The sequence below is a fragment of the Streptomyces boluensis genome (assembly GCF_009908195.1).
Lineage (GTDB): Bacteria > Actinomycetota > Actinomycetes > Streptomycetales > Streptomycetaceae > Streptomyces > Streptomyces boluensis.
Genome location: NZ_JAAAHS010000025.1, coordinates 14,927 through 39,386 on the forward strand (window position 1 = coordinate 14,927; position 24,460 = coordinate 39,386).

Consider the following 24,460-nt stretch of genomic DNA (forward strand, 5'->3'; position numbering starts at 1 on the left):
CGGTCCGGCACACCTCTCGTCTCACGGCGGTACGGGGTGAGCATCGCGGAGACGGGTGCGGGTCGCATCCGGGGGCGGGTTCCGTGGTCGTTCCGCACCGTCGAGTGGGGCGCCGCCGATCGCCCTGCGGGCTCGTCCTCAAACTCCCCCAGCTACCGCTGGGAGGTGCCCCCAGGACGGGCTGAATTTCGGCCCCCGCCCCGCCCGTTCCTGAAAGTCCTGCCGGACGGGCCTCCTCAAAGGCCGGACGGGCTGATTCACCAGCGGCCGTACGGGTGACCTCAGTCCCGCCTGCGCCCCACGACCAGGCGGCAGCGCGGGCTGCCGTCGGGGCGGCGGCCGAACTCCTCCAGCGGGTACAGCTCGACCGCGAAGCCCGCCGCCTCCAGGTCGGCGCGGACCTCCCCGAGCGGGAACGTGCGGTAGTACATGACGAACGGCGGCCGCCGCAGCCGGTTCCGTACCCGCATCACCGTGTCGAAGCCGAGCAGGGCCCAGTGCAGGGGCGAGGTGACGGGCGAGGGCGCGCCCATCGGGAAGGCGAACACGCCGCCGGGGCGCAGCGCGCGGTGCACCGAGGCGAAGAGGGCGGGCCGCTCGGCGGGCAGGAAGTGCCCGAACGCGCCGAAGCTGACGGCCAGGTCGAAGGCGCCCGCGAAGGGCAGGGCGAGGGCGTCGCCGCGGACCCAGTGCACCTCGGGGCCAGGGTCGCCGTTCCGCTCGGAAGGCTCGGCCGCGCGCCGGGTCCGATCCTGGTCTGCCGCCGTGGCCAGCATGCCCGCGCTGAAGTCGACCCCGGTGACCTGTGCGCGGCACACGGTGCGCAGGGCGCGCAGGCCCGCGCCGGTTCCGCAGCACACGTCGAGGCCCGCGTCGAAAGGGCCGAGTCGGCTGAGTACGGCGGCGGTGGCGTCGAGGAAGCGGTCCGGGGTGCGGAACGGGGTGTGGTCGAACTTCGGGGCGAGCAGGTCGTAGCCCCGCTCCACGGAGGTCAGGGCCTGCTCGGCCAGTTCGCGGAGGGTCGGACCCTGTGAGGTGAACATTCCGTCACCCTAATCGGCACACCTCGTTACTGACTCTGTGTCAATTTTGCCGACCCGTATCTTCCCCGCGGCGCGTACCCGACCGTAACTTGTCAGGAGCACGACGTTCAGGAGCACGACGTTCCTCCCGTACGCGCGCACGTGTGGTCCGGGCCGCAGACAGCGCACCGACTCGCCCCTCTGGGGGTGTCTCGCCGAGCACGTCAATTCCCCACGAGCCGCAAGGAGTTCGCTCGATGCTGCCCTGGTCCCGTCGCACCACATCCGGTCACACCACATCCGGTCACACCACGTCCCGTCCGCGTCGTCCGCGTCCGTCCACCGCCCGTGCCCTGCGCCCGTTCGCCGCCGCACTGCTGCTCGCCGCGGCCGCTCTGGCACCCGCCTCGTCCGCGCAGGCGCAGCCCGCCGGTTCGGGTACGGGTGCTGCCGCCTCCGCCGCCGAGTCGAGCAGCGGCTGGAACGACTACGGCTGCCGTCCCTCGGCCGAGCACCCCCGCCCCGTGGTCCTGGTGCACGGCACCTTCGGCAACTCCGTCGACAACTGGCTGGGGCTCGCCCCGTATCTGGTCGCCCGCGGGTACTGCGTCTTCTCCCTGGACTACGGGCAGTTGCCCGGTGTGCCGATCTTCCACGGGCTCGGCCCGGTCGACGAGTCCGCCGGGCAGTTGGACACGTTCGTGGACAAGGTGCTCGCCGCGACCGGCACCGGGGAGGTCGACCTGGTCGGGCACTCGCAGGGCGGGATGATGCCGCGGCACTACCTGAAGTTCCTCGGGGGCGCCGAGAAGGTGAACGCACTCGTCGGCCTCGCGCCCGACAACCACGGCACCGACCTGAACGGCCTCACCAAGCTGCTCGAGCACTTCCCCGGCGCCGCGGACCTGGTGGACGAGAACACGCCGGGCCTCGCCGACCAGATCGCCGGCTCGCCGTTCCTGACCAAGCTGAACGAGGGCGGCGACACCGTGCCCGGAGTGCGGTACACGGTCATCGCCACCCGCTACGACCAGGTGGTGACGCCGTACGCCTCGCAGTTCCTGGAGGGCCCCGACGTGCGGAACGTGCTGATCCAGGACAAGTGCGCGGCCGACCTGTCCGAGCACGTGGCGATCGGCCTCGCCGACCGGATCGCCTTCCACGAGGTGGCCAACGCCCTCGACCCGGCCCACGCGAAGCCCACCACCTGTGCGTCGGCGGTGAGTTGAGCCGACCGAGGCCGGCGCCTGGCGGGTTGACGACCCGTCAGGCGCGGCTCGGCGGCCGGGACGCTCCGGGTCAGCCGTACATCGCGACGCGGTACAGCGCGGCCAGCGCTTCGTCGAGGGGATGAGGCTGGGGCCTGCCGGAGGAGTCGAGCGTGTTCCACCTCTGCAGGTTCACCGCGACCGCCAACTGCCGCCCGCCGTCGGCACGGGTCATGGCCAGTGCTCCACCACCCCAGACCGTGCCGCCGTGGCCCCAGAAGGTGCCCTGACCGGGGCCCTCCATCGGGTGCAGGCCGAGGCCGTACTCGATCGTCCGCCCCTCCTGGGAGATGACCGGGACGGTACGCCGCATCTGCGCCAGCGACGACGGGTCGACGATCTCCCCGGCCAGCAGCAGGGCGTAGAAGCGGTTGAGGTCCGAGACGGTCGATATCAGCGAGGCCGAAGGGCCCACCCATGACATGTCGAAGACGCTGTAGTCGCGCGGCGGTTCGATCATCCCGAACCACGCCTCGTAGAGCCGCGAGTGCGGCCCGTCGACGTGCGGCCCGTCGGGGAGTTCGGTGTCGCGGAGCCCGGCGCGCTCGATGACGTTCCGGGTGATGTACCGCTCGGCCGTGGTTCCGGTGACGTGCTCCAGGAGCTCGACGAGGAGCAGGTAGTTGGTGTTGGAGTACAGCCCCGGAGTGCCGCCCGGGGCGCCGGCCGCGGGGGCGGTGACGCCCATCCCGATCAGCTCGACGGGGTCGAACCGCGTGAACCGGTGGTCGTCCAGGCTGTCGGGCCGGGTCTGCGCGAGGTCGGGGTACGCCTTCAACGAGGGGTAGGCGTACGGGAGATACTCGGCGAGGCCGCTGGTGTGGTTCAGGAGCATCCGGACCGTGATCGCGTCCCCGCGCTCACCTGGAACAAGGCGCGGAAGGTACCGGCCGATCGGTGCGTCGAGCCCGATCCGGCCGCGCTCGACCTGCTGCAGCACCGCAGCGGCGGTGAAGGTCTTGGTGATGCTGCCGACGCGGTGCCGCATGTCGGCGGTGACGGGACGGCCGGTGGCGACATCGGCGACCCCGGCGGCGCCCCGCCAGACCTCGTCGCCGTCCCGCACCTCCGCGAACAGGCCCGGCATTCCAGCACGGTGAACGTTCTCGACGGCCGCTTCGAGGGCCGCGGAATCCAGTGGGTTCTTCACGTCATGCGTCCTTTCGTCTTCCCCGGGGTGAGCGCCGCATCGCTCGCCCGACCCCCGGACAGCAGGGCACGAGCGGCACGCCAACTCCCCCGGCATGCCGATGTCCTCATTATGCACGCGGTGCGTGCAACACCAAGTGCATAAGTTAGGCTGAGGGTCTGCGAGAGGACCGGCGAGGTGACCGGCGAGAGGAGCGAGATGGCAGGCCGAAGGCGTTGGTCGACCGAAGAGATCCTGGATGCGGCGGCGGAGCTGCTGCGCACGAGCGACGCGGATTCGTTCAGCGTGCGCAAGCTGGCCGCGGCTCTCGGGACCGACTCATCCAGCCTGTACCGGCACTTCCGCAGCAAGACCGAACTGTTGCGCGCGGTGGCCGACCGCATCCTCCTGGCCGCGATGGAGGGTCACAGGCCCGAGGGCGACTGGAAGCAGCGGATCACGGCCCTGGCCCTGCGGGTGCGTGACGCTTTCGGCCGGCAGCCCCAACTCGCCGCGGTCTGGGGGCGGTACGCGTCGAGCGGCGCCGGTTCCCGCCTCGTCATGGAAGAGGTGCTGCAGGCACTGCGCGCGTCAGGCCTGCCCGATGAGGAGATCCCGGCGCGCTATCACCGACTCGCGGTCCTCATCGCCTCGTTGATCGCCTCCGAGGCCGGGGTCAGTACGGTCACCCCGGAGGAGCACGACCAGGGTATGGAGCTGTTCCGCGTGGCGGTACTGGGCGCCGACCCCGAACGCTTCCCGGCCCTGGCCCACTTCGCCCGCGACGTCCGCCCGCTGGGGGCGGACCGCCGCGCCGCGTTCGAGGAGATCCTCGCGGCCCAACTCGCCCACATCGAGGCCTCGATCCCCTCGGACTAGGGGGCGCCTCTCCGATCCTTGCGGATCCGGCCGCCCTCTGAACCGGCCAGGAGCCCGGCCGGTTTCCATGGGCGGCGGAAGCGAGGTGCCGGTCAGCGGCGGCCCTGGCTCATCTCGTACAGCGTGCGCAGGCTCCGGAGAAACGCTTCCCGGTCGGCAGCCGGCACCTGTCCGAGCAGGCGTTCCTCGCCGTTCTGGACGGCGGCCCGGACGGTGTCCCGGAGGCGGCGGCCCTCCGGAGTGAGGGAGAGCAGGCGCACCCGGCGATCCTTGGGGTCGGGCCGGCGGGTCAGCATTCCGCGCGACTCCAGGTCGTCGAGTACGGCGATGATCCGGGTCTTGTCGGCGTGGATGGCCTCGGCCAGTGCGGCCTGGGTACGCAGCGGTGTCTCGTCGAGGTGGCACAGCACCGCATACGCCCACATGGTCAGGTCGTGTGCGTCGAGAACCGGCTTTTCAGCGGCCATCAGGGCACGGCCCAGGGGGACGACCATCGCGGCGAGGTCGGGTCGGGGCGCGTTCCGGTGAGCTGTGTTCATGTCGGCGAAGGTACCGTTTGACAATTCGTATGCTCGCGCAGATCGTAAGCGCATGCGTATGAAACTGTTGAGGTCGCCCTGGACACCTGGGCCGGACCACGGCCGGGACGGTCCCGTCCTGGTCAGCGTCACTGACTTCAGGTTCGACAGGTTCATGGACCTACCCGGTATCCACCGTGCGGCCCGGCGGCTCGCGAACGGCTGGCCGGAGCTTGAAGGGGCGTACGGCATGTGGCTCTGGGCCCGGCCCGCCGCCCGCCACTGCGGCGCCGTGGCCGTCTGGCGCGACGAGGCCGCCCTGCACCGGTTCATCGCCTGGCCGCCACACATCGAGATCATGCGCGCGTACCGGGGAAGGGGCGCCCTGACCTCCACCACCTGGCGCTCGGACGCCTTCGACCCGACGGAGACCTGGGCCCGCGCCCGCACTGGCCTCCTTGCCTGAGCCCGTCCAACTGGACCGAACTTTGAGCCCCGTTCAGCCGGGCCGACGGTGGGCTGCTCGATGTGACGTACGGGCCAACTCCACGCTGAGCAGGGCGATCTGGCGACGGCGCGGTGATACGTGCCGTGGCGTCGGTGGCGGTGAAGCGGGCCGCATGCGATTTTGAGCCGTGCGTCGGCAGCCCTGAGGCTCCGTCAGGGGTGGCTGGTGTCGATGACGCAGAAGAGGTTGTCGTCCGGGTCGGCGAGGACCACGAAGTCGGGGTCCTCCGGATAGCTGTCCCAGTCGACGCGGCGGGCCCCGAGGGCGAGCAGTCGCTTCACCTCGGCGGCCTGGGCGGCGGCGTCCGTCGCGTACAGGTCGAGGTGGACGCGGGGGCGTGGCTGCGGCGGGACGTCGCTGCGGCCGAGCGAGAGGCCCGGCCCGTGACCCGAGGACGGGACCAGGACCACCCAGTCGTCGCCGGGTTCGTCACGGGGTACGTACGACAGGGCGCGGGTCCAGAAGGCGGTCGCGCGGGGGACGTCCGAGACGCCGAGGACGATCGATCCGATGGTCAGCATGGGGGCATCGTGCCAGCCCGGCGGCCCGTTCCTGAGCGGTCAGGCGATCAGGCGGTCAGCGGCCATCGGCGGCGAGGCGGTCGATCTCGTCCTTGGCCTCCTTGAGGCCCACGCCGGTGGCCTCCCGGTACATCTTGATCGCCTGGACCTTCTTGCCCTCCCGCACCAGCGCGAGTACGCCGTCCATGTTGGGTACGACCGATGTGGCGTCGATGCCGAGGTGCTCGATGATCAGGTCGAGCTTCCGCTCCACCCGGGCCGTGCGGCTCGCCGTACGGTCGATCTTGCGCTCGATCAGGCTTCCGGCGAGGAGCAGGGCGAAGGCGAGCAGGAAGACTGCGGTGATGTCCATGATCCGTGATCCTAATGGCCGCCACCGCACGGGCTCCGGGCAGGTGAACTTCCCGTACGGGAGCGGTCGTTACGCCTTCAGCCAGGGTGCCGTGTGCCAACGCCCGTACGAGAGCAGGGTGTTCGAGGCCGAGTCGACCGCGATACCGCCTCCCACGGAGAGGCCACGAGCACGCCTCGCCGACCACCTCAGCGAAGTGATCTGCTTCACACCCTGTCACAGCGGTCGACGCTGCGGTGACTTATGGCCGTACACCGCAGACGGAGGAGGCACCATGACTGAGAACACGCAGGTGGTCGTGATCGGTGGCGGATACGCGGGCGTGATGGCCGCGAACCGGCTGACGCAGCGCGACGACGTGACCGTGACGCTGATCAACCCGCGCCCGGACCTTGTCCACCGGATCCGCCTGCACCAGTTGGTGGGCGGGTCCGACGACGCGGTCGTCGCGTACGAGGACGTCCTGGCCGAGCGGGTCCGGCTGGTGGTCGACACCGTGACGCGGATCGACGCGGCCGCGCGCAGCGTGACCCTTACGGCCGACGCCACGCTCGGCTACGACTACCTGATCTACGCCGTGGGCAGCGGCAGCGCGGAACCGAGCGTGCCCGGCGCCGAGTTCGCGTACCCGATCGCCACCCTGGAGGAGGCACAGCGGCTGCGCGCCGTCCTCGAAGCCACGCCCGCAACGGCCCCGGTGACGGTGGTCGGCGCCGGTCCCACCGGCATCGAGACCGCCGCCGAACTGGCGGAACAGGGCCGCCAAGTGACCCTGGTCTGCGGCGTAGTTCTCGGCCCGTACCTGCACACGCGGGGCCGGCGCTCGGTGGCGAAGCGGTTGGCCGCGCTCGGTGTGACGGTCGTCGACGGCTCGGACACGAAGGTGACGGCGGTGACCCGCGACACCGTACGGCTCGCCGACGGCCGTGAGCTGCCGAGCGAGGTGACCGTCTGGACCGTCGGCTTCGGCGTTCCCGACCTGGCCGCACGCAGCGGGCTGAGCACCGACACCTTGGGCCGCCTGCTCACCGACGAGACGCTGACGAGCGTGGACGACGCACGCATCGTCGCGGCCGGGGACTCGGCGGCACCCTCCGGCCTGCCGCTGCGGATGAGCTGCCTGAACGCGTCGCCGCTGGGCGCGCGGGCCGCCGACACCGTCCTCAGCCGGCTCGCGGGTGAGCAGCCGGAGCACCTCCGCCAGGGCCTCTCCGCCCAGTGCGTCAGCCTGGGCCGGAGCGCGGGCATCTACCAGTTCGCCAACAGGTCCGACGTGGCGGTGTGGCTGCACATCGACGACGGCCTGGGCGCCCGGCTCAAGGAGGTGGCCTGCAAGGCCACCCCCAAGCACCTGGCGGACGAGGCGCACAAGCCCGGTTCGTTCAGCCTGCACCGTATGCCGGGCGGTGTCGCCAAGCGCGAGCAGCTACTGCGCGCCCACCGCGCTGACCGTACGGAGACACCGGCGGCCGCAGACCCGGCGGTCTGACCGGTGCGTGCCGCGCGGGCCGTGCTGGCCGTGCTGGCCGTGCTGTGAACACGTACGAACGCGGTCGGCCACCACGGCCGACCGCGCGGGACGAGGAGTGGGGACGAGAGTTGAACGACGACGCCACCGACCGGGCGACCGAGGTGTTCCTCGCCCACCGCAGCCTGCTTTTCACCGTCGCCTACGAGGTACTCGGATCGGCGGCCGACGCCGAGGACGTCCTCCAGGAGACCTGGCTGCAGTGGGTCAAGGCCGACCGGCGGCAGGTGCGCGACCAGCGCGCCTTCCTGGTCCGGATCACCACCCGCCAGGCGCTCAACCGGCTGCGCACGATGAAGCGCCGCCGGGAGGCGTACGTCGGCCCCTGGCTGCCCGAGCCGTTGCTCACCGCGCCGGACGTGGCCGCGGACGTCGACCTTGCCGAGAGCATGTCGATGGCGCTGATGCTCGTCCTGGAGACGCTGTCGCCGACCGAGCGTGCTGTGTTCGTGCTGCGCGAGGTCTTCGACATCGGTTACGACGAGATCGCGGCCGCCGTCGACAAGAGCCCCGCTGCCGTCCGCCAGATCGCCCACCGCGCCCGCAAACACGTCGACGCCCGCCGCCCCCGCCAGGTGGTCTCCTCGAACGAGAGCCAGGCGGTCCTGCTGTCGTTCCAGCACGCCGTCGAAACCGGGGACCCGCAGGCCCTCCTCGATGTGCTCGCCCCCGAGGTCGTCCTGATGAGCGACGGCGGCGGCATCAAGCACGCCGCGCTGCGGCCGGTGGCGGGCGCCGACCGGGTGGCCCGGATGTTCGGCGGCGGCATCGGCAAGGTCGAAGCCACGATCACCACCGAACCGACCGCGATCAACGGCAACCCAGCACTCCTCGTCCGCATGGACGGCGAGCTCGACGGCGTCATGGCGCTCAGTGTCGAGAACGCCCGCATCACCGGCCTCTACTACGTCCGCAACCCCGAAAAGCTGTCCCACGTCACCTCCGCGACCCCGCTCACTCTCCTCTGAACCGCACCGAACACCGCACCGACTGAACACCGACGGGCTCGACCTCGGACCAGTAAAGGAAGCAATTGATGATTACGACGGAGCAAGCAACGGTTTCGCTGGCCGGAAAGGTGGCGGTCGTGACCGGAGCGGGGTCCGGGATCGGTGCGGCGACCGCCGCCACGCTGGCGGCCCGGGGAGCGCGGGTGTGCTGCGCCGGACGTGACGCCGGGCGCGTGGAGCGGACGGCCGAGAAGATCACGGCTGCCGGTGGCGAGGCGTTCGGGCTGCGGGTCGACGTGGCGTCGCCGGAGGACAACGAGGCGATGGTCCGCGAGACGGTCGCCCGTTACGGCGCCGTACACATCGCACATCTCAACGCCGGCACGGGGCACTGGGCCGGTGTCCTGGACTACCCGCTGGAGGAGTGGGACCGCACGATGGCGGTGAACCTGCGGGGTGTGCTGCTCGGGCTGCAGGCGGCGGGCCGGGCGATGCGCGACGCGGGCGGTGGCTCGGTCGTGGTCACCTCGTCGGCGGCCGGGCTCACCGGAGTCCGGATGTCGTCGGCGTACTCGGCGTCGAAGCACGGGGTGATCGGTCTGGTGAAGTCGGCCGCCCTGGAGCTGGGGCCGGCCGGTATCCGGGTCAACACCATCTGCCCGGGATACATCGCCAGCAACGACCTCATGCGGAGGATGGGCGAGGAACTCGACATCGACAGCCGCTTTCCGCTGCGCCGGCCGGGGCGCAGCGAGGAGGTCGCCGACCTGGTCGCGTTCCTGGCCGGTGACAGCGCGTCGTTCATCACCGGCAGTGTGTTCACCGTCGACGGCGGCTGGCTGGCCGGCGGCATCGACCTCCAGGAGGATGCCGTGGCTCACGGAACCGGTGACGACCGGGTCGCCGCCCTTGCCAACACGTACTCCCCGAACGCCCCGTAGGTCCCCGAACCCGCAGAAGCGAGGCTCGGTCAGCGCTTCGAGGCCCCCGCTCCGACCTCCTGCTCCCACTGCCGCTCCCGCTCCCTTTCCCGTTCCAGTACGGCGTGCAGTGCGGGCAGGGGCGTACCGGTGTACGTGGGGTGGTCGTCGTCCGGGACGGTGCGCCACCAGTCCGAGCCGCCGTCCTCGATGCAGCGCAGCAGGATGCCCTCGCGCAACCCCCAGGGGCAGACGGTGAGTTCGTCGACCGCGGTCAGCTTCATCACGGTGTGCGCGACCAGGGCGCCCGCGAGCGACTGCCGGGCGCGGGCCCCCGAGATCCCCGGCAGCTCGGCCCGCTCGGCACTGCTGCGGGACGCCAGCTCCGGGAGCGCCCGGCGCAGATCGGCGCGGGCCAGACCGCGCGGCGTGAACGGCCCGAACCGTCCCGGCGCCGCCCCGCACAACCGGGCGAGCTGCTGGAACGTACGCGAGGTCGCCACCGTCGTACGCGGCGCCTCCCAGCGGATCCGGGCCGCCGCGTCCCGCATCTGGTGGCGTACGTGCCGTCTCAGCTCCTTGACCCGGCGGGGCGCGGGCGGGTCCTGCGTGCCGAAGAACTCCCGGGTGAGCCGCCCCGCGCCCAGCGGCAGCGACAGCGCGAAGTCCGGCAACTTCGAGCGCCCGAAGGCCACTTCGAGGGAGCCGCCGCCGATGTCGAGCATGGCGAGCGGCCCGGCCCGCCAGCCCATCCAGCGGCGCGCCGCGAGGAAGGTCAGCTCGGCCTCGACATGGCCGGGCAGCACGTTCAGGGCGACCCCGGTCCGGTCGGCGACGGTGCGCAGGATGTCGGCCCGGTTCGGGGCGTCCCGCACGATGGCCGTGGCGAAGGCGAACGGTTCGGTCACGCCCCAGCGGTGCCCCTCGGCGCGCGCGGCGCCCACCGCCTCGACGATCCGGGCCACCTGATCGTCGGGCACGTGCCCGCCGCGGTCCACGTGTTCGGCCAGGCGCAGCGCCCGCTTCGCGGTGTGCACCGGCAACGGAACGGCACCGTCCGTGTCCGCGACGACCAGACGTGCCGTGTTCGAGCCGACATCGATCACTCCCATACGCATTCCTTCCCGGTACCCGAGGAGGCCCGCACCATGCGGGAAGCGGGGTGCAGTCGGCCTCAACCGGCTTGATCCGATGGCGTGTTGTGGCCGGTCCACTCGTCGCCCCGGCGCACGCCACGGCACACTCGGCCCTCCCGTGACACCCCGTTCCGGACCTCCACCCCACCTTGGGAGCAGCCCATGACGACACCCTCACCGCAGCAGCCACCGCGCGGCCCGCTCGACCGGCTGCTCGCCCTCGGCACGCTGCCCGTCGCCGCGCTCGCCCTGACCGGGACGCTCGCGGCGTACATCACCCTGGTCGCGTTCGGGAACCTGACGGACTTCGGCACCAACCGGGAGTTCGTACGTCATGTGCTGGCCATGGACACCACGTTCGGCGACAAGGACGTGATGTGGCGGGCCGTCGGCTCCCGGCTGCTCCAGGACCTGGCGTACGTGGCGGTCATCGCGTGGGAGGTCCTCGCGGCCGTCGTCCTGGTGACGGCGACGGTGCTGTGGTTCCGGGCGCTGCGCTCGCGTACGGAGGAGCGGACTCCGTACGCGAGATACGCGAAGTACGCGAGGTACGAGCGGGCGCGGCGGGCTACGACGCTCGGGGCCGTGATGCTGATGCTGCTGTTCGGGCTCGGGTTCGTGGCCGTGGGCGGCGAGTGGTTCTCGATGTGGCAGTCGTCGAAGTGGAACGGCCTGGACGCGGCCGCCCGCAACTTCACCCTGGCGGGCTTCGTGCTGCTGCTCGTCCACCTGCCGTCGGCACAGTGGACGGAGCGGGAGCGGGAGCGGGAGCAGGAGCCGGAGCCGGAGCAGGACACTGTCACAGACGTCAACTCACGTGACTCAGCCCGAGATTGACGCTTTGTCAGCCACGACCTCGTCAGCCACGACCCGTTCCCCGGCGGCCACCCGTACCTCCCGCGCGCTCCGTCGACGCGGTGGCGGGGCGAGCAGCGGTACCGCCGCCACGGCCGCCGTCAGGAGGAACGCCGCGCCGAGCCCGTACCGTTCGGCGAACAGACCGAGCAGCGCCGGGCCGGTGAACGTGCCGATGCCGAGGAAGAACACGGCGGCGGTGAAGCCGGTGGACGGGTGCTCGGGGAAGACCTGGTAGCTCCACACGGCGAGCAGCGCCGAGCCCGCCATGAAGGCGCAGCCGTAGAGGACAGCGGAGAGCAGCACTCCGGCCGTGTGTCCGGGGGCGGCGGCGAGCAGGACCGCGGCCGCGGCGATGCCGGTGAAGACGACGGTGTGCGCGCGGCGCAGCCCGTACCGCCCCACGAACCAGCCGGTGAGCACCCCCGCCGTGCCGGAGAGGCCCATCGTGGTCCAGAACAGCGGCACGGTGAGGGCGCCGGCCGGGGCGTGCCGGGTGACGGTCTCGACGGCGAAGCTCCAGTAGACGGCGCCGCTGAGGCCGTAGAACAGCGCGGTGAAGTGCAGCGGAAGTGCGGCTCTGCTGATGAACAGGCCGATGCGCAGCGGCACTTGGCCGCTCACGGGCGTGCGGTGCGTGCCGCCCGGCAGGACCAGGAGGTTGCCGACGGTGGCCGCGAGCGCGGCCACGGCGAAGCCCGACCAGGCGTACCGCCAGGCCGCTCCCCCGGCGAGCAGCGCCATCGGCCCCGCGAGCGCCACGGCGAAGGCGGTGCCGGTGGCTATCGCCCCCATCACCCGGTCCCGGCTGCCGGCCGGAACGGCCCGGTCCACCACGTCCGAGTAGGGCGCCCAGACCCACCCTGAGCCCGCGCCCGCCACGATCAGGCCCACGGTCAGGGTGACCGAGTCACGGGCGGCGGCCACGGCGGCCATGCCGACGGTGGCGCAGATCCCGCCGACGACGACCAGGGGCCGGGGCCCGATCCGGGCGACGAGTACGCCGACGACCAGCGGGCCGACCACGTATCCGACACAGGCGGCGCTGCCGATGAGGCCGACCTGCGCCACGGACAGGCCGAACTCCCGGCGGAACTCGGGCAGGAACAGGCCGTACCCGTAACGCGCGAAGCCGAAGGTCACGCCGATCATCGCCGCACCGACCAGACCCACCCGCCACGCCTGCCGTACCTGTTGCGCCTGTTGCACCTGTTGCATCGCCCGCTCCTCCGGTCATGGGTGCCTTTTCGGTCCCCCTCAGGCTGTGACCTGGGCGTACGCCAAACCAGTGGCGGAAACGTCAGGGTCCACTAGATTTACGCCATGAGCCTTCCGGACGCCTCGGTCCCGAACCCGGCCCCGATCCGGGTCGCGGTCCTCGTCCTCGACGAGACCTCACTCTTCGAACTCGCCGTGCCCTGCGCCGTGTTCGGCCGGGCCGCCGCCGACTTCGCGCCGCCCTGGTACGAGTTGACGCTGTGCGGCACCGCGCCCGGCACCCACCACGCGGCCGGCGGTCTGCGCCTGGAGACGGCGCACGGCATCGAGGCCCTGGCGGACGCGGACCTGGTCGTCGTACCGGCGTGCATGGCGGACCGGTACGAGCCGCCGCCCGAGCTGCTCGACGCACTGCGCGCCGCGCACGCGCGCGGCAGCCGGATCGCGTCGCTGTGCTCGGGCGCCTTCGTGCTCGCCGAGGCCGGGCTCCTCGACGGCCGCACCGCGGCCACGCACTGGATGTACGCCGAGGAACTGCGCCGCCGCCACCCCCGCGTCAAGGTCGACGAGCAGGCCCTCTACATCGACGACGGCGCCCTGCTGACCAGCGCGGGCACGGCCGCCGCGATCGACCTGTGCCTGCACATCGTGCGCCGCGACTACGGCTCGGCCGCGGCGGCGGAGGTCGGGCGCCGCATGGTGGTGGCCCCGCACCGTGAGGGCGACCAGACGCAGTACGTACCGGCCGCCGCGCCCGCCGTGCCGCCCCGTTCCGCGGCGGGGGTCTCGCCGGTCCTCGACTGGGCGCTCGCCCGGCTGCACCGGCCGCTGGCCATCGGCGAGTTGGCCGAGCGGGCGGGCATGAGCGCCCGCACCTTCGGCCGGCACTTCACGCGGGAGGTCGGCACGACGCCGTTGAAGTGGCTCAACCAGCAGCGCCTGGCGCGGGCCAGGCAACTCCTGGAGACCACCGACCTGCCGGTGGACTCGGTCGCCGAGCGCAGCGGCCTCGGCTCCGCCGACAGCCTGCGCCAGCACTTCCACCGCACCCTGGGCACGACCCCGGCCGCGTACCGCCGCACCTTCCGCGGCAAGCGGCTCCCCTAGGCCGTGTCCGTAGGCCGTGTCCGTAGGCCCTCAGTGCGCGGGGGCCGGGTCCTCCGCGACCGTCTTGCGGGTCGGGGCGTCGTCCGAGACCGGGACGTGCAGCCAGACCGCCTCCGAGGGCACGCCCTTGTCGTCGACGGCCATGAGCATGTACCAGCCGGGCGGCACCAGGGCCGGGTTGTCCGGCAGGGCGACCTCGACGCCGTCGGCGGTGCGCTTGAAGTCCAGGGCGATGGACCGCTGTTCGACGTTGGTGACATGTGTGAACGCACCGGGACGCAGCAGCCGCATCTTCTTGATGCGGGCGGCGTCCTTGCTGCGGAAGGCGGCCTTCTCGCCCAGCTCGACGCTGCCGCGCTTGCCGTCGGGATCCCTCAACTCGGGCCGTGCGCCGCCCTGGTGGAGATACGGGGGTGTGTACAGCTCGATGCGCTGCTCGAAGGTGCTGAGCTTCGAGTTGGCCTTGTCGGCGAAGAGGGAGTCCGAGCCGAAGGTCATCACCCGGCCGTCCGGCAGGAGCAGCCCGCCGGAGTGGTAGTTGCGGCCCACCAGCGGGTCGGCGGCGTCCTCGAACTTGTTGCTCTTGGGGTCGTACAGCGAGGCCTTGAGGACGTTGGTTGCGCTCTTGCCCCGGTAGTCGCCGGAGCCGTTGGTGGTGAGCACCGAGTCGTCGGGGAGGATCACGCTCGTGGGGTAGCGGGCCTTGTCGTACAGGGTCGGGCCGTCCACGAAGCGCGGCTTGTCGGCCTTCAGGTCAGCGAGCCGGGTGTGGTCGGTGGCCTTCTCGGACTCACCGACCCCGCCACCGCCGAGCACCATGTACTTCTGGTCCTGGGCCGGGGGCAGCAGCACCGACATCGAGGTCTCCAGGATGTCCGGGTCGGTGATGCCGGGCACCTTGCTGAACTTGTTGCTGTCCAGGTCCCACAGGCCCGGCTCGCGCCCCTGGTCGTCAGGACCGTACCCGGCGTTGGAGCCGGTGTAGAACAGCCGGCCGTCGTCGGCGAGGAACAGCGCCGGGTAGGTCGGGAAGAACCGGGACTTGGGGAGGTAGCGCCACTTCTTGGTCCGCGGGTCGTACATCTCGTTCTTGCCCGGGACGACCTGGCCGATCTCGTCGAGCCCCGACACGGAGAGGACCTTGCCGTCCTCCAGGGTGGTCAGGGTCGGGTACCAGCGGGCCTCGCCCATCGGGTCGACCTTGATGTACTTCTCGGCGACCGGGTCGAACTCGTAGGCGTCCTTGATGCCTTGGAAGTCCTTCTTGTCGAACGACAGCTTCTGCGCGATGCCGTAGACGTTCTTCCGCTCGTCACCCTTGAGCCCTGAGATGCGGTACTGGTCCTGCGAACCGGTCTGGTGCTCCTCGCCCTTCTCCAGCGCCTCCACATACACGCGCGCGCTGGACGCGGTCACCTTCGCCTTGCCGGTCTTCGGGTCGGTGGTCTTCTCGGCTCGCGGCACGACCAGGCTGACCTGGGACTCGAAGGACTTGCCGGTCTCCTGGCCGGTGAAGCGGGTACCGGCGGGCAGCGTCTTCGGCTTGTCCGGGTTCTCGTTGTAGACGATCATCAGGCCGCCGGCCTTCTCCACATCGCCCTTGAGCGACTCGTAGCGCTGCGTGCCGCCCGCCACCAGCAGGTTCCCGTCCGGGAGTTGGGTGTGCCCGGCGCAGAACAGGTCGGCGGGCGTGGGCACGTTCTCGTAGGTGTCCTTGACGGGATCCCACAGCACGGTACGGAACGTCTTCGCGTCGAACATCTTCGCGTTGTTGCCCGAACCCGCGATCAACAGCACCTTGCCGGTGTGCAGGAGCGCCGCGTGAATGGTGTTGATGCGGTACTTCTCGGGCACGTCCACGACCTTCCACTGGCCGCGCTGCGCCTTGTACTCCGGCTGGTCGATCTCGTACGCGTGGTAGCGCTCCGACGCGAAGTCGTAGACCGCCGGGGCGTTGGTCGCGGCAAGCACAAGGACGACGCCGCCCCCCAGGAGGACCCGGGTGGTGCGGCGGCTCGGACGGTATCCCATCGATCTACTCCCCACAGGCACAACTCCAGCGACCCTCTACGCCCCCTTATGGGCGTTATGAACGTATTGCACTCTATGACGAGGAACGGCATTAGTCCTGGATGCCGATACGGACGCTGACCACCGGCCCTCCCCGGGGAGAGCCCGGGGAGAGCGCCCTCACGCGGCCACCGAACGGTCGGGCATTGGCCAGATGCTTGCGGTTCCGGACCATCTGGCCACTGGTTACGGCATCGGCTCCGACGCAGGATCGAGGCATGAGAGTTCTCTGGATCTTCGCCCACCCCGAACGCCACTCCCTCAACGGCACCTTGCTCGACACGGGCCTGCGCACCCTCGACACGCTCGGCCACGAACACCGGGTGTCCGACCTGTACGCCATGGGCTGGAAGGCCGTGGTCGACGGCGCCGACTTCCCGGCGGCCGACACCGGCGACTCCGGGCGGCTCCGCGTCGGGGACGCGCAGGAACAGGCGTACCGTGGCGCGGAGTTGAGCCCTGACATCCGGGCCGAGCAGGAGAAGATCGCCTGGGCGGACGTGCTGGTGTTCCAGTTCCCGCTGTGGTGGTTCGGGCCGCCCGCGATCCTCAAGGGCTGGTTCGACCGCGTCCTCGTGCAGGGCTTCGCCTTCGGCCTCAAGGACGCCGACGGCACGACACTGCGGTACGGCGCGGGCGGACTCACCGGCAAGCGCGCCCTGATCGTCACCTCGGTCGGCGCACGGGAGTCGAGCTTCGGGCCGCGCGGCATCCACGGCCCGATCGACGAGGTTCTCTTCCCGCTCCTGCACGGCACGTTCTGGTACACGGGCATGGCCCCGCTCGCCCCGTTCACCGTCTACGGCGCCGACCGGACGACCCCCGAGGGCGCCCTCGACACCGCCGAGGCCCTGAGCCGGCGCCTGCGCACCCTCGAGTCCGAGGCGCCGCTCGCGTACCGCCACGAACAGGGCGGTGACTACGACGAGGACCTGGTCCTGCGCCCCGAGGCGGCACCGGGACGGAGCGGGGTCGCGGCACACCGTACGGACGACGATCCCGAGCGGCTCGACCGAACGGACCAACTCCCGTTGCACAGTGCGCAATTGAGTTTGCGGCACTTGCCTGTCTAGGTCACACCCGTCACTGTGTTCCCATGGCTGCCCCCGCACACTCCAGAAGGCGACTGCTCGGCACCCTCGCCTCGGCGGGCGCCCTGATGGCGCTGCCCGCGTCCGCGAGCGCCGGACCCGTGGCATCCCGCCCGGCACCCGCGCCCCGCCCGGACGGCACGTCCCGCCGGAAGAACGCACCCCGCCCGCTGCTCATCGGCGCGTACACCTCGGCGGCCGGGGGTAGCAAGGGCATCGGCGTGGCCTCGTACGACCCGGCGACGGGGCGGATCACAGCAGGCGGGACGGTGACCGGACCGGCCGACCCCTCGTATCTGGCGCCGCATCCGGACGGCCGCAGCTATTACGCCGTGAACGAGCAGGACCAAGGCGGTGTCACCGCGATCCGCTTCGTGCCGGACGGCGCGCACGAGGTGATCGGCCGGCGCGACAGCGGGGGCGCGGGCCCCTGCCACCTCTCCGTGCACCCCGAGGGGCGCTGGCTGCTCAGCGCCCACTACGGCTCCGGGAGCGTGGCCGTCCACCCGATCGACGCGTCGGGCGCCCTGGGCGAGCGCACCGACCTCGTCACGCACTCCGAGCCGCCGCCGGGACCCGGTCAACAGGGGCCGCACGCACACCAGTTCAGCACCGCACCGGACGGCAGGCACCTGCTCGCCGTCGACCTGGGCACCGACACCGTCTACACGTACCGGCTCGACACCGGCGCGGGCACCCTGAGCCGGGTCGCGCAGGTCTCGCTCGCGCCGGGCGCGGGCCCACGGGGGCTGACCTTCCACCCCTCGGGGCGGTACGCCTACCTCGCCAACGAGCTGGACAACACAGCGGTGGTCTGCGCGTACGACCCGGACAGCGGCAGGCTCACGCCGGGCACCCCGCAGGAGACCGGCACCGGATCCGGTACGAGCTATCCGGCGCAGTTCGCGGTGACCCCCGACGGGGCGTTCGCCTACCTCGCCAACCGGGGCCACAACAGCCTCACCCGCTATGCCGTCGAGGGCGACGGGGCCCGCCTTCGACTGCTCGACACGGTGCCGGTCGGCGGCGACTTCCCGCGCCACATCGCACTGTCCCCGGACGGCGGGCTGATCTTCGCGGCGAACCAGAAGTCGGGCACCGTGACCGTGTTCGCGGTCGACCCGTCCGACGGGCGGCTGAGTGCGACGGGCGAGGCGTTCACGGCGCCCATGGCAGCGTGCGTGCTGCCGCTCTGAGACGCCACTCCGATACGCCCCGCAGACCCGGCCAACCGATCATTTCCGGCCTCAACTCCCGTACTGTGAGGGCGGGTTCGGGACATCCTTCGGTGATCAAGCACGCGCTGTAACACCCCCCGAACCGGGCATAGTTGGGCATCTCACATGTCAGGACGCGGGCATATGCCGCATGCACCACCGGATCGTGTGTTGCCAAATCCCTTACGGGGCATGCCTGCCTGTGCGAGAGTCGTATGCGGCTCTCCCGTCAGCCTTTGTCGTACCGCGCCTGCATCGGAGTACGTCATGCCGTCCCCCCTCTTCGCGGACCGCCCCGCGGCCCAGCCGCCGGAGCGCGGCACGGTCGACGCGCTCATCTCCCAGACGCGACGACTGCGCGGCGGTGTCGACGCCGTGCGCCGCGACTCCCCCGACGACGAGCTCGACCCGCAGGGCCGCTGGCAGCGCGCCCTGTGCCAGCTCGCCATGCACCAGCTCGACGACCTCGACGGCCACTTGGGCCAACTGCGCCAGGGCCTCCCCGACGACTCCCCCGAAGCGTTCGGCAGCGCCGACGCCGAGGCGACCGTATCCCCGGTCGCCGGGGTCGAGTCACAGCGCTCCCTGCTCAGCCGTGTCGGCAGCGCCGAGTGGAACCTCCTCACCGACGAGGTGACCTGGTCCGGCGAGCTCTACCAAATATTCGGGTGGGAACAGACCAAACAGCCCCTGACCCTCGACGAACTCCCCGCCCTCGTCCACGAGGACGACCAGCGGCTGCTCACCACGATGGTGACCGACTGCCTCATCGACGGCCGGCCCATCGACGGCGAGTTCCGCATCGTCCGCCCCGACGGCAGCGTGCGCACCGTGCACATGATGGGCGAGCCCGTCCTCGACGCCAACGGCATGACCGCCTCCATGTGGGCGGTGCTTCGGGACGTGAGCGAGTTGCGCCGCAGCCGGATCGCGGTGCGTGAGACCGGCGAATCGCTTCAGCGCCAGCAGCACATCGCGCAGACCGAGCACCGGGTGGCGGTCGAGTTCCAGGAGGCCGTACTGCCGCCGTGGCGCGGCTCCCTGCGCCCACCGCACGGCGGCCCCGGCGCATTGGACCTGGCCGCGCACTACCTGCCGTCCTCCACCAGCGCGCTGATCGGCGGCGACTGGTACGACGCGATGCAACTGCCCGACGGGGACACCCTGTTGAGCGTCGGCGACCTGACCGGACACGGCGTCGCCGTCACCTCGGAGATGGCGATGCTGCTCGGCGCACTGCGCGGCATGGCCGTCGCCGGTGCCCAACCCGGGCCGCTGCTGGGCTGGTTGAACCAGATGGTCGACGCGTCCGTGCAGCCCGCCCTCGGCAGCGCGGTCTGCTGCCGCTACAACCCGGCCAACCGCACCCTCACCTGGGCGCAGGCCGGGCACCCCGCCCCGCTGCTGTTCCGCGACGGGACGGGGCGCGCGCTGACCCCGCCGGACGGCGTGCTCCTCGGCGCCACCTCGGGTGCCTCGTACGAACAGGCCGAGGAGACCCTGGAGTCCGGCGACCTGCTGCTGCTGCACACGGACGGTCTGGTGCCGGGACGCGACAGCGCGATGGCCACCGACCGGCTCCTGGACCTCGCGCCCCGGTTCGCCGAGGCGCGCGGCGCGCAGGACTGCGTACGCACGGTCGTCGAGGAGTTCGGGCAGGCCGAGCGCGGGGACGACGCGTGCGTCCTGGTCGCCCGGATCGGCGCCAACTGACCGGCACACGCCATCAGGCAGAGGGCCCCGCAGGAGCTGTGGGGCCCTGAGTCAGGCGTGCTGAGAGTGCCTTGTACGTATGGCGTTGGACGTATCGCGTTGTACGTGGGGCGTTGTACGTGGGGCGGTGTGCGCCCACGTACCCCCTCGGTCAGGCCTTCATGTTGCTGCCCTTCGCCCTCGACTGGGGCTTCGGCAGGGCGAGTTGGATCTCCTCACGGAGGTCCTGGATCTTCGGGTAGCTCGCGTACTGGCCGGTGAGCCGGTACATCTCGCGGAGCCGGTCCCAGGTGCGGTGCGAGGAGGTCTCGCCCATGGACACCAGGGCCAGGCGGGCGTACCGGTCGGCCTGCTCCGGGTCGTCCGCGATGAAGCAGGCCGAGGCCAGCGAGAGATAGTCGAAGATCTTCGAGCGCTGCCGGCCGCCCGCGCGCAGCTCCAGGGCCTCCTTGGCGTGCCGCTGCGCGGTGTTCGACGCCGCCGGTTCGTGCTCGGCGAGCGTGCGGTACGCGAGCGCCTGCATGCCGTGCATGTCCGCCTCGTCGAACATCTGCATCCAACTGGGCGGCGGCACCTCGCTCTTGTCCGAGACGAACAGCTCCTCGGCCTCGCCGAGCGTGCGCCGCATGGCCTGGCCCTTGCCCATGGCTGCCTGTGCCCAGGCCTCGATGGTGTGCAGCATCGCCTGCGTACGCGGCAGGACCTCGGGGCCCGAGCCGGTTCTGGCGAGCTTCATCAGGTCGAGGGCGTCGTCGGGGCGGCCCAGGTGCACCATCTGGCGGGCGCCCCTGGAGAGCGCCTCGGCGGCGCGTGGCCGGTCGCCGCCCTCGCGGGCGGCGTGCGCGGCGATGACGAAGTACTTCTGCGCGGTGGGTTCGAGGCCGACGTCGTGCGACATCCAGCCCGCGAGTACCGCGAGGTTGGCAGCGACGCCCCACAGGCGGCGCTGGAGGTGGTCGGGGTGTCGGTAGGCGAGCATGCCGCCCACTTCGTTGAGCTGACCCACCACCGCCTTGCGTTGCAGCCCGCCCCCGCGGGACGCGTCCCAGGCGCGGAACACCTCCACGGAACGCTCCAGCTCCTCGATCTCCTGGGACCCGATGGGGGCGGCCTCATAGCGGTCGTACCCAGCGGGGTCGGCGTGCAGGGGATCGTGGGTGCGGGGAGCGTCGGTGGCGAGAGCCGGATCGGTGTGCAGCCAGTCGTGCATGGCGGTGCTGAGTGCGGAGCCCGCGGCGAGCGCGGCGCCCGCGCCCACCAAGCCGCGTCGGTTGAGCATGAGGTCCATTCCCGTGAATTCGGTGAGGACCGCAGCAGTCCGCTCGGGCGCCCAAGGCAGACCGTCGGGGTTGTCCAACTGCCCCTTGCTCTGCCTCTTTCCCGTACGCCCGTGCCGGACCAGACCGAGGTCCTCGATGGTCACGACACGGCCGAGTCGCTCGGTGAACAGGGCCGCAAGGACCCGCGGCACGGGATCGCGCGGGATCTCTCCCAAGTCGATCCAGCGCCGCACCCGCGAGGTGTCGGTCGCCAGTTGCGGATGGCCCATGGCCGCCGCCTGCCGGTTCACGAGTCTCGCCAGTTCGCCCTTGGACCAGCCGGCCAGGCCGAACAGGTCTTGCAGGCGACTGTTGGGTTCGCTGTTCACGTCAAGCCCCCAGGTTCTCGGCTGAGTTGACAGTAACCGCCTGTCAGATGCGGTGCGACTATTCGCCAGGGTTCGCCAGGGTGCGCTACGTGGTGTGCCACAGGCCGGGAGGTGTCAGGTAGATATGCGCCACCCCGACCCGGCGGCCGCACCGCACTCCCCAGGGTGCGGCCACGCCGCCGGGCCGGGTGGCGCATGAGACTCGTCGGCACACGAAGGGATCTGTTTCGCCCATGTACGCAGCATCGTCCTCCGTGTCCGCTCCGCCCCGGCCGCCGGTCCACCGACAGGGCAGCGGCCCGTACTTGGCACCGCCCCGGCAGGCCGCCCCCGCCATAGGCGGCGGCCGGCTGCGCCGCGCACCGGCGCCGGGCACCCAGTCGCTCAGCGGCAGACTCGACCTCTCGGGTCCGCAGGGCGCGCAGTTGCGCACCGCCATCGCGTCGGTGCTGCGCATCTGCCCGGAGTTCAACCCGGTGCAGGTACTGCGGCGCAGCGGACGTTCCGTACTACTCGTCGGCACGACCGGACGCTCCACCGCGGTCGCCAAGTGCTTACTGGATCACTCGCCCGCCTGGTCGGAGCGGATCCAGCACGAAATAGCTTCTTATCGCGCGTTCGTCCGGCACCGTCCGCCGGTCCGCGCGCCACGGCTCATCGCCGCCGATCCGGTGGGCGGCACCCTGGTCATCGAGCGGATGCCCGGCCGGGTCGCGGCCGTGCAGCGGCACCCGGCGGAGGCGCCGCCGCGCGCCGACGTACGGACCGCGCTCGGGGCGATCGTCCGGCTCAACGCCTGGCGGCCGCCGGCCGGGATGTTCGACGCCCCCCTCGACTACGGCTCGCGGATCTCCCGCTACCACGACCTCGGCCTTCTCACCGACCGCGACCTGGGCGACCTGCAGAAGCTGCTGCACGGCATCGCGCACTCCTCGGGCCCCGGCGGCATGGGCCAGTTCTGTCACGGTGACGCGCTGCTCCAGAACGTGCTGCTCTCCCCGGCAGGCCCGGTGCTCGTCGACTGGGAGCACGCGGGCTGGTACCTGCCGGGGTACGACCTGGCGACCCTCTGGGCCTGCCTCGGTGACGCCCCGTTGGCGCGGCGGGAGATCAGTCAGCTCGCCCAGTCCAAGGGTCCGGCGGCCCGGGACGCGTTCCTGGTGAACCTGATGCTCGTACTCACCCGGGAGATCCGGACGTACGAGACGGCGGTGCAGCGCGCCATGAACGACACGGCCCCGGCGGCACCGGGCCAGGCCCCGCCCGGTGCGGTGCCGTCCGGCGAGGAGCAGCGGCTGCTGCTCAGGCGGCTGCACGACGACTGCGCGCTGGCCCGCAGGGCGGTGCGCGCGGCGGTCGGCACTCGCTGACGGGGACCGGCGGCCCGGGACGTGCGCAGGGGTTGGGCACGTCCCGGGCCGCCGCCGCACGGCGCGGCGCGGACGGCGCCGGTCCGGCACAGCGTCGCCCGAGGGGGGAGACGTGCCGGGCCGGACGCCGTCGCAAGTGTCGTAGCGGGTCCGGGAACAGGGCCGGGGAACACCCCCGGCCCTGTTCCCGCGTTCCGGGGCCGGATCCGGGTCAGGGGCTGTGACACGGCAGGTACCGTAGGGGGACCGATCTCATGGGCCCTCCTGGTGGGCTGCGTGAACCCCAGGAGGACCAAGAGCATGACGACGAACCGTGGCCGCAAGGACGTCATCCGGGACCGGATGACGGCGACCGGCGAGTCGTACAACGTGGCCGCCCGCAACCTGAAGTCGATGAAGGACATGGGCGCCACCCGCGAGGCCGTCCGCACCCAGCGCTGGCGCCCCGCCGAGTCCCTCGACGTGCCGTGCCCCTGCGGCGGCCTGTGCGAGCCGGGCGAGAAGTGCGACCGCTGTCACGCCCGCCACCGCCATGTGTCCCGCTTCCCGGGCAGCCGCACGGAGGTCGAGACCTGGGCGGACCGCTACGACTGCATGGGCTGCGCCTCCTCGTACGTCCTCACCATCACCCTGCCCGGCCGCCCCTGGGGCATCGCCGAGACGGTGGTCCGCGGCGGGTCCGCGGAGTCGGTGGTCCAGGCGCGGGTGTTCCCCGGCGTGCGGCATCCGCTGCTGCGGCCCGAGGAGTCCGAAGAGGGCACGGAGTCCGAAGAGGGCTGAGGCTCGACCGGGGCTAAGGCTCCACCAGGCCGGTGCGGATCGCGTAGCGCGTGAGTTCCAGGCGGTCGCGCAGGCCGAGTTTCTGCAGGATGTTCGCTCGGTGGCGCTCCACCGTCTTCACGCTGATCACAAGCAGCTCGCCGATCTCCTTCGAGCTGTGGCCCTCGGCGACCAGCTTCAGGATCTGCTCCTCGCGGTGGGTGACGAGGCGTTCCGGCAGGGGTGCGCCGTCGCGGGCCCGGTCGAGGCAGCGGCGTACGAGGCCGGGTTCGGCGCCCGGGTGGATGAAGGGCTCACCGCGCAGCGCGGCGCGGCAGGCCTCCACCAGGTCGCGGTCGGCGACCGACTTCAGTACGTAGCCGCAGGCACCGGCCTTGAGTGCCTCGACGAAGTACTGCTCGTAGTCGTACATCGTGAGGATCAGGATTCTCGTGTCCGGCGTGACGCGGGAGAGTTCGCGGGCGGCCTGGAGACCGGTGAGGCGTGGCATCGCGACGTCGAGGATCGCGAGGTCGACGGGGTGTGCGCAGGCCGCGGCGACCGCTTCGGCGCCGTCGCCCGCTTCCGCCACGACGCTCAGGTCGGGCTCGGCGTCGAGGATGAGGCGAAGGCCGCGGCGTACGAGTGCGTGGTCGTCGGCGAGCAGGATGCGGGCGGGGT

23 protein-coding genes are annotated in these 24,460 nt (G+C 71.5%); 13 read left to right on the forward strand and 10 right to left on the reverse strand.

The features are described from left to right. Positions 1 to 281: 281 nt before the first annotated feature. A complete protein-coding gene (locus tag GUY60_RS05940) occupies positions 282 to 1,043 on the reverse strand; it encodes a class I SAM-dependent methyltransferase (RefSeq protein WP_161694519.1) in 762 nt (253 codons plus the stop codon). A 236-nt stretch (positions 1,044 to 1,279) separates the two neighbouring features. Here GUY60_RS05940 and GUY60_RS05945 point away from each other — a divergent pair, with 236 nt between their 5' ends. After that, positions 1,280 to 2,251 carry an esterase/lipase family protein gene (locus GUY60_RS05945; RefSeq protein ID WP_161694521.1) on the forward strand — a complete coding sequence of 324 codons (972 nt, stop codon included), beginning with the start codon at positions 1,280 to 1,282 and terminating at the stop codon, positions 2,249 to 2,251. Between the two features lie 70 nt (positions 2,252 to 2,321). Here the strand turns inward: GUY60_RS05945 and GUY60_RS05950 are convergent, their stop codons facing one another. Beyond that, the gene (locus GUY60_RS05950) at positions 2,322 to 3,440 is read right to left on the reverse strand and encodes a serine hydrolase domain-containing protein (protein WP_312866197.1); all 1,119 of its coding nucleotides are present in this window, start codon (positions 3,438 to 3,440) and stop codon (positions 2,322 to 2,324) included. Between the two features lie 198 nt (positions 3,441 to 3,638). Between GUY60_RS05950 and GUY60_RS05955 the strand changes: the two genes are divergently transcribed. Beyond that, complete coding sequence (locus GUY60_RS05955; RefSeq protein ID WP_161694524.1) at positions 3,639 to 4,298, forward strand: TetR/AcrR family transcriptional regulator; 660 nt, start codon at positions 3,639 to 3,641, stop codon at positions 4,296 to 4,298. A gap of 92 nt (positions 4,299 to 4,390) precedes the next feature. Here the strand turns inward: GUY60_RS05955 and GUY60_RS05960 are convergent, their stop codons facing one another. Beyond that, positions 4,391 to 4,837, reverse strand: a complete 447-nt coding sequence (locus tag GUY60_RS05960) for a MarR family winged helix-turn-helix transcriptional regulator (protein WP_161694526.1) — start codon at positions 4,835 to 4,837, stop codon at positions 4,391 to 4,393. A gap of 154 nt (positions 4,838 to 4,991) precedes the next feature. Between GUY60_RS05960 and GUY60_RS05965 the strand changes: the two genes are divergently transcribed. Then, a complete protein-coding gene (locus GUY60_RS05965; RefSeq protein ID WP_246234364.1) occupies positions 4,992 to 5,282 on the forward strand; it encodes a hypothetical protein in 291 nt (96 codons plus the stop codon). Between the two features lie 194 nt (positions 5,283 to 5,476). Here GUY60_RS05965 and GUY60_RS05970 read toward each other — a convergent pair whose 3' ends face one another. Together GUY60_RS05970 and GUY60_RS05975 are read right to left on the reverse strand one after the other, a co-directional pair. Continuing rightward, entirely contained in the window at positions 5,477 to 5,845 is a 369-nt protein-coding gene (locus GUY60_RS05970) for a VOC family protein (protein WP_161694528.1), read from the reverse strand. 55 nt (positions 5,846 to 5,900) lie between these two features. Then, the gene (locus GUY60_RS05975) at positions 5,901 to 6,197 is read right to left on the reverse strand and encodes a ribosomal protein L7/L12 (RefSeq protein WP_161694529.1); all 297 of its coding nucleotides are present in this window, start codon (positions 6,195 to 6,197) and stop codon (positions 5,901 to 5,903) included. Positions 6,198 to 6,471: 274 nt separating this feature from the next. Here GUY60_RS05975 and GUY60_RS05980 point away from each other — a divergent pair, with 274 nt between their 5' ends. From GUY60_RS05980 to GUY60_RS05990, 3 genes are all read left to right on the forward strand, one after another. Continuing rightward, a complete protein-coding gene (locus tag GUY60_RS05980) occupies positions 6,472 to 7,686 on the forward strand; it encodes an NAD(P)/FAD-dependent oxidoreductase (RefSeq protein ID WP_161694532.1) in 1,215 nt (404 codons plus the stop codon). Between the two features lie 110 nt (positions 7,687 to 7,796). After that, the gene (locus GUY60_RS05985; protein WP_161694534.1) at positions 7,797 to 8,693 is read left to right on the forward strand and encodes an RNA polymerase sigma-70 factor; all 897 of its coding nucleotides are present in this window, start codon (positions 7,797 to 7,799) and stop codon (positions 8,691 to 8,693) included. Between the two features lie 68 nt (positions 8,694 to 8,761). Further along, complete coding sequence (locus GUY60_RS05990; protein ID WP_246234366.1) at positions 8,762 to 9,616, forward strand: SDR family NAD(P)-dependent oxidoreductase; 855 nt, start codon at positions 8,762 to 8,764, stop codon at positions 9,614 to 9,616. A gap of 29 nt (positions 9,617 to 9,645) precedes the next feature. Here GUY60_RS05990 and GUY60_RS05995 read toward each other — a convergent pair whose 3' ends face one another. After that, a complete protein-coding gene (locus GUY60_RS05995; RefSeq protein WP_161694540.1) occupies positions 9,646 to 10,713 on the reverse strand; it encodes a Ppx/GppA family phosphatase in 1,068 nt (355 codons plus the stop codon). Between the two features lie 180 nt (positions 10,714 to 10,893). Here GUY60_RS05995 and GUY60_RS06000 point away from each other — a divergent pair, with 180 nt between their 5' ends. Beyond that, on the forward strand, positions 10,894 to 11,568 hold the full coding sequence (locus GUY60_RS06000; protein WP_161694542.1) for a DUF2165 domain-containing protein: 675 nt from the start codon (positions 10,894 to 10,896) through the stop codon (positions 11,566 to 11,568). On the opposite strand, the gene GUY60_RS06005 is transcribed toward GUY60_RS06000, so the two are convergent. Beyond that, complete coding sequence (locus GUY60_RS06005) at positions 11,554 to 12,804, reverse strand: YbfB/YjiJ family MFS transporter (RefSeq protein WP_187369941.1); 1,251 nt, start codon at positions 12,802 to 12,804, stop codon at positions 11,554 to 11,556. The two genes, GUY60_RS06000 and GUY60_RS06005, sit on opposite strands and share 15 nt — an antisense overlap. Positions 12,805 to 12,909: 105 nt before the next feature. Here GUY60_RS06005 and GUY60_RS06010 point away from each other — a divergent pair, with 105 nt between their 5' ends. Continuing rightward, positions 12,910 to 13,911, forward strand: coding sequence for a GlxA family transcriptional regulator (locus tag GUY60_RS06010; protein WP_161694544.1), 1,002 nt, complete (start codon positions 12,910 to 12,912; stop codon positions 13,909 to 13,911). 30 nt (positions 13,912 to 13,941) lie between these two features. Here the strand turns inward: GUY60_RS06010 and glxA are convergent, their stop codons facing one another. Continuing rightward, a complete protein-coding gene (glxA, locus tag GUY60_RS06015; protein WP_161694546.1) occupies positions 13,942 to 15,942 on the reverse strand; it encodes a radical copper oxidase GlxA in 2,001 nt (666 codons plus the stop codon). A 257-nt stretch (positions 15,943 to 16,199) separates the two neighbouring features. Here glxA and GUY60_RS06020 point away from each other — a divergent pair, with 257 nt between their 5' ends. The 3 genes from GUY60_RS06020 (at position 16,200) to GUY60_RS06030 (ending at position 20,002) form a co-directional block, all read left to right on the forward strand. Further along, positions 16,200 to 17,054, forward strand: coding sequence for an NAD(P)H-dependent oxidoreductase (locus tag GUY60_RS06020; RefSeq protein ID WP_161694549.1), 855 nt, complete (start codon positions 16,200 to 16,202; stop codon positions 17,052 to 17,054). 23 nt (positions 17,055 to 17,077) lie between these two features. Beyond that, positions 17,078 to 18,268 (forward strand): lactonase family protein, encoded by a 1,191-nt coding sequence (locus tag GUY60_RS06025; protein WP_161694552.1) that lies wholly within the window; start codon positions 17,078 to 17,080, stop codon positions 18,266 to 18,268. Between the two features lie 288 nt (positions 18,269 to 18,556). Further along, complete coding sequence (locus GUY60_RS06030) at positions 18,557 to 20,002, forward strand: PP2C family protein-serine/threonine phosphatase (protein ID WP_161694554.1); 1,446 nt, start codon at positions 18,557 to 18,559, stop codon at positions 20,000 to 20,002. A gap of 151 nt (positions 20,003 to 20,153) precedes the next feature. Here GUY60_RS06030 and GUY60_RS06035 read toward each other — a convergent pair whose 3' ends face one another. Then, the gene (locus GUY60_RS06035) at positions 20,154 to 21,650 is read right to left on the reverse strand and encodes a DNA-binding protein NsdB (protein ID WP_161694556.1); all 1,497 of its coding nucleotides are present in this window, start codon (positions 21,648 to 21,650) and stop codon (positions 20,154 to 20,156) included. A 233-nt stretch (positions 21,651 to 21,883) separates the two neighbouring features. On the opposite strand from GUY60_RS06035, the gene GUY60_RS06040 reads away from it, so the two are divergent. Both GUY60_RS06040 and GUY60_RS06045 read left to right on the forward strand, forming a co-directional pair. Beyond that, on the forward strand, positions 21,884 to 23,020 hold the full coding sequence (locus GUY60_RS06040; protein ID WP_161694559.1) for an aminoglycoside phosphotransferase family protein: 1,137 nt from the start codon (positions 21,884 to 21,886) through the stop codon (positions 23,018 to 23,020). Positions 23,021 to 23,320: 300 nt separating this feature from the next. Further along, positions 23,321 to 23,800 (forward strand): hypothetical protein, encoded by a 480-nt coding sequence (locus GUY60_RS06045; protein WP_161694560.1) that lies wholly within the window; start codon positions 23,321 to 23,323, stop codon positions 23,798 to 23,800. Positions 23,801 to 23,813: 13 nt separating this feature from the next. Here the strand turns inward: GUY60_RS06045 and GUY60_RS06050 are convergent. After that, on the reverse strand, positions 23,814 to 24,460 hold a 647-nt coding region (locus tag GUY60_RS06050; RefSeq protein WP_161694562.1), incomplete at its 5' end, for a response regulator.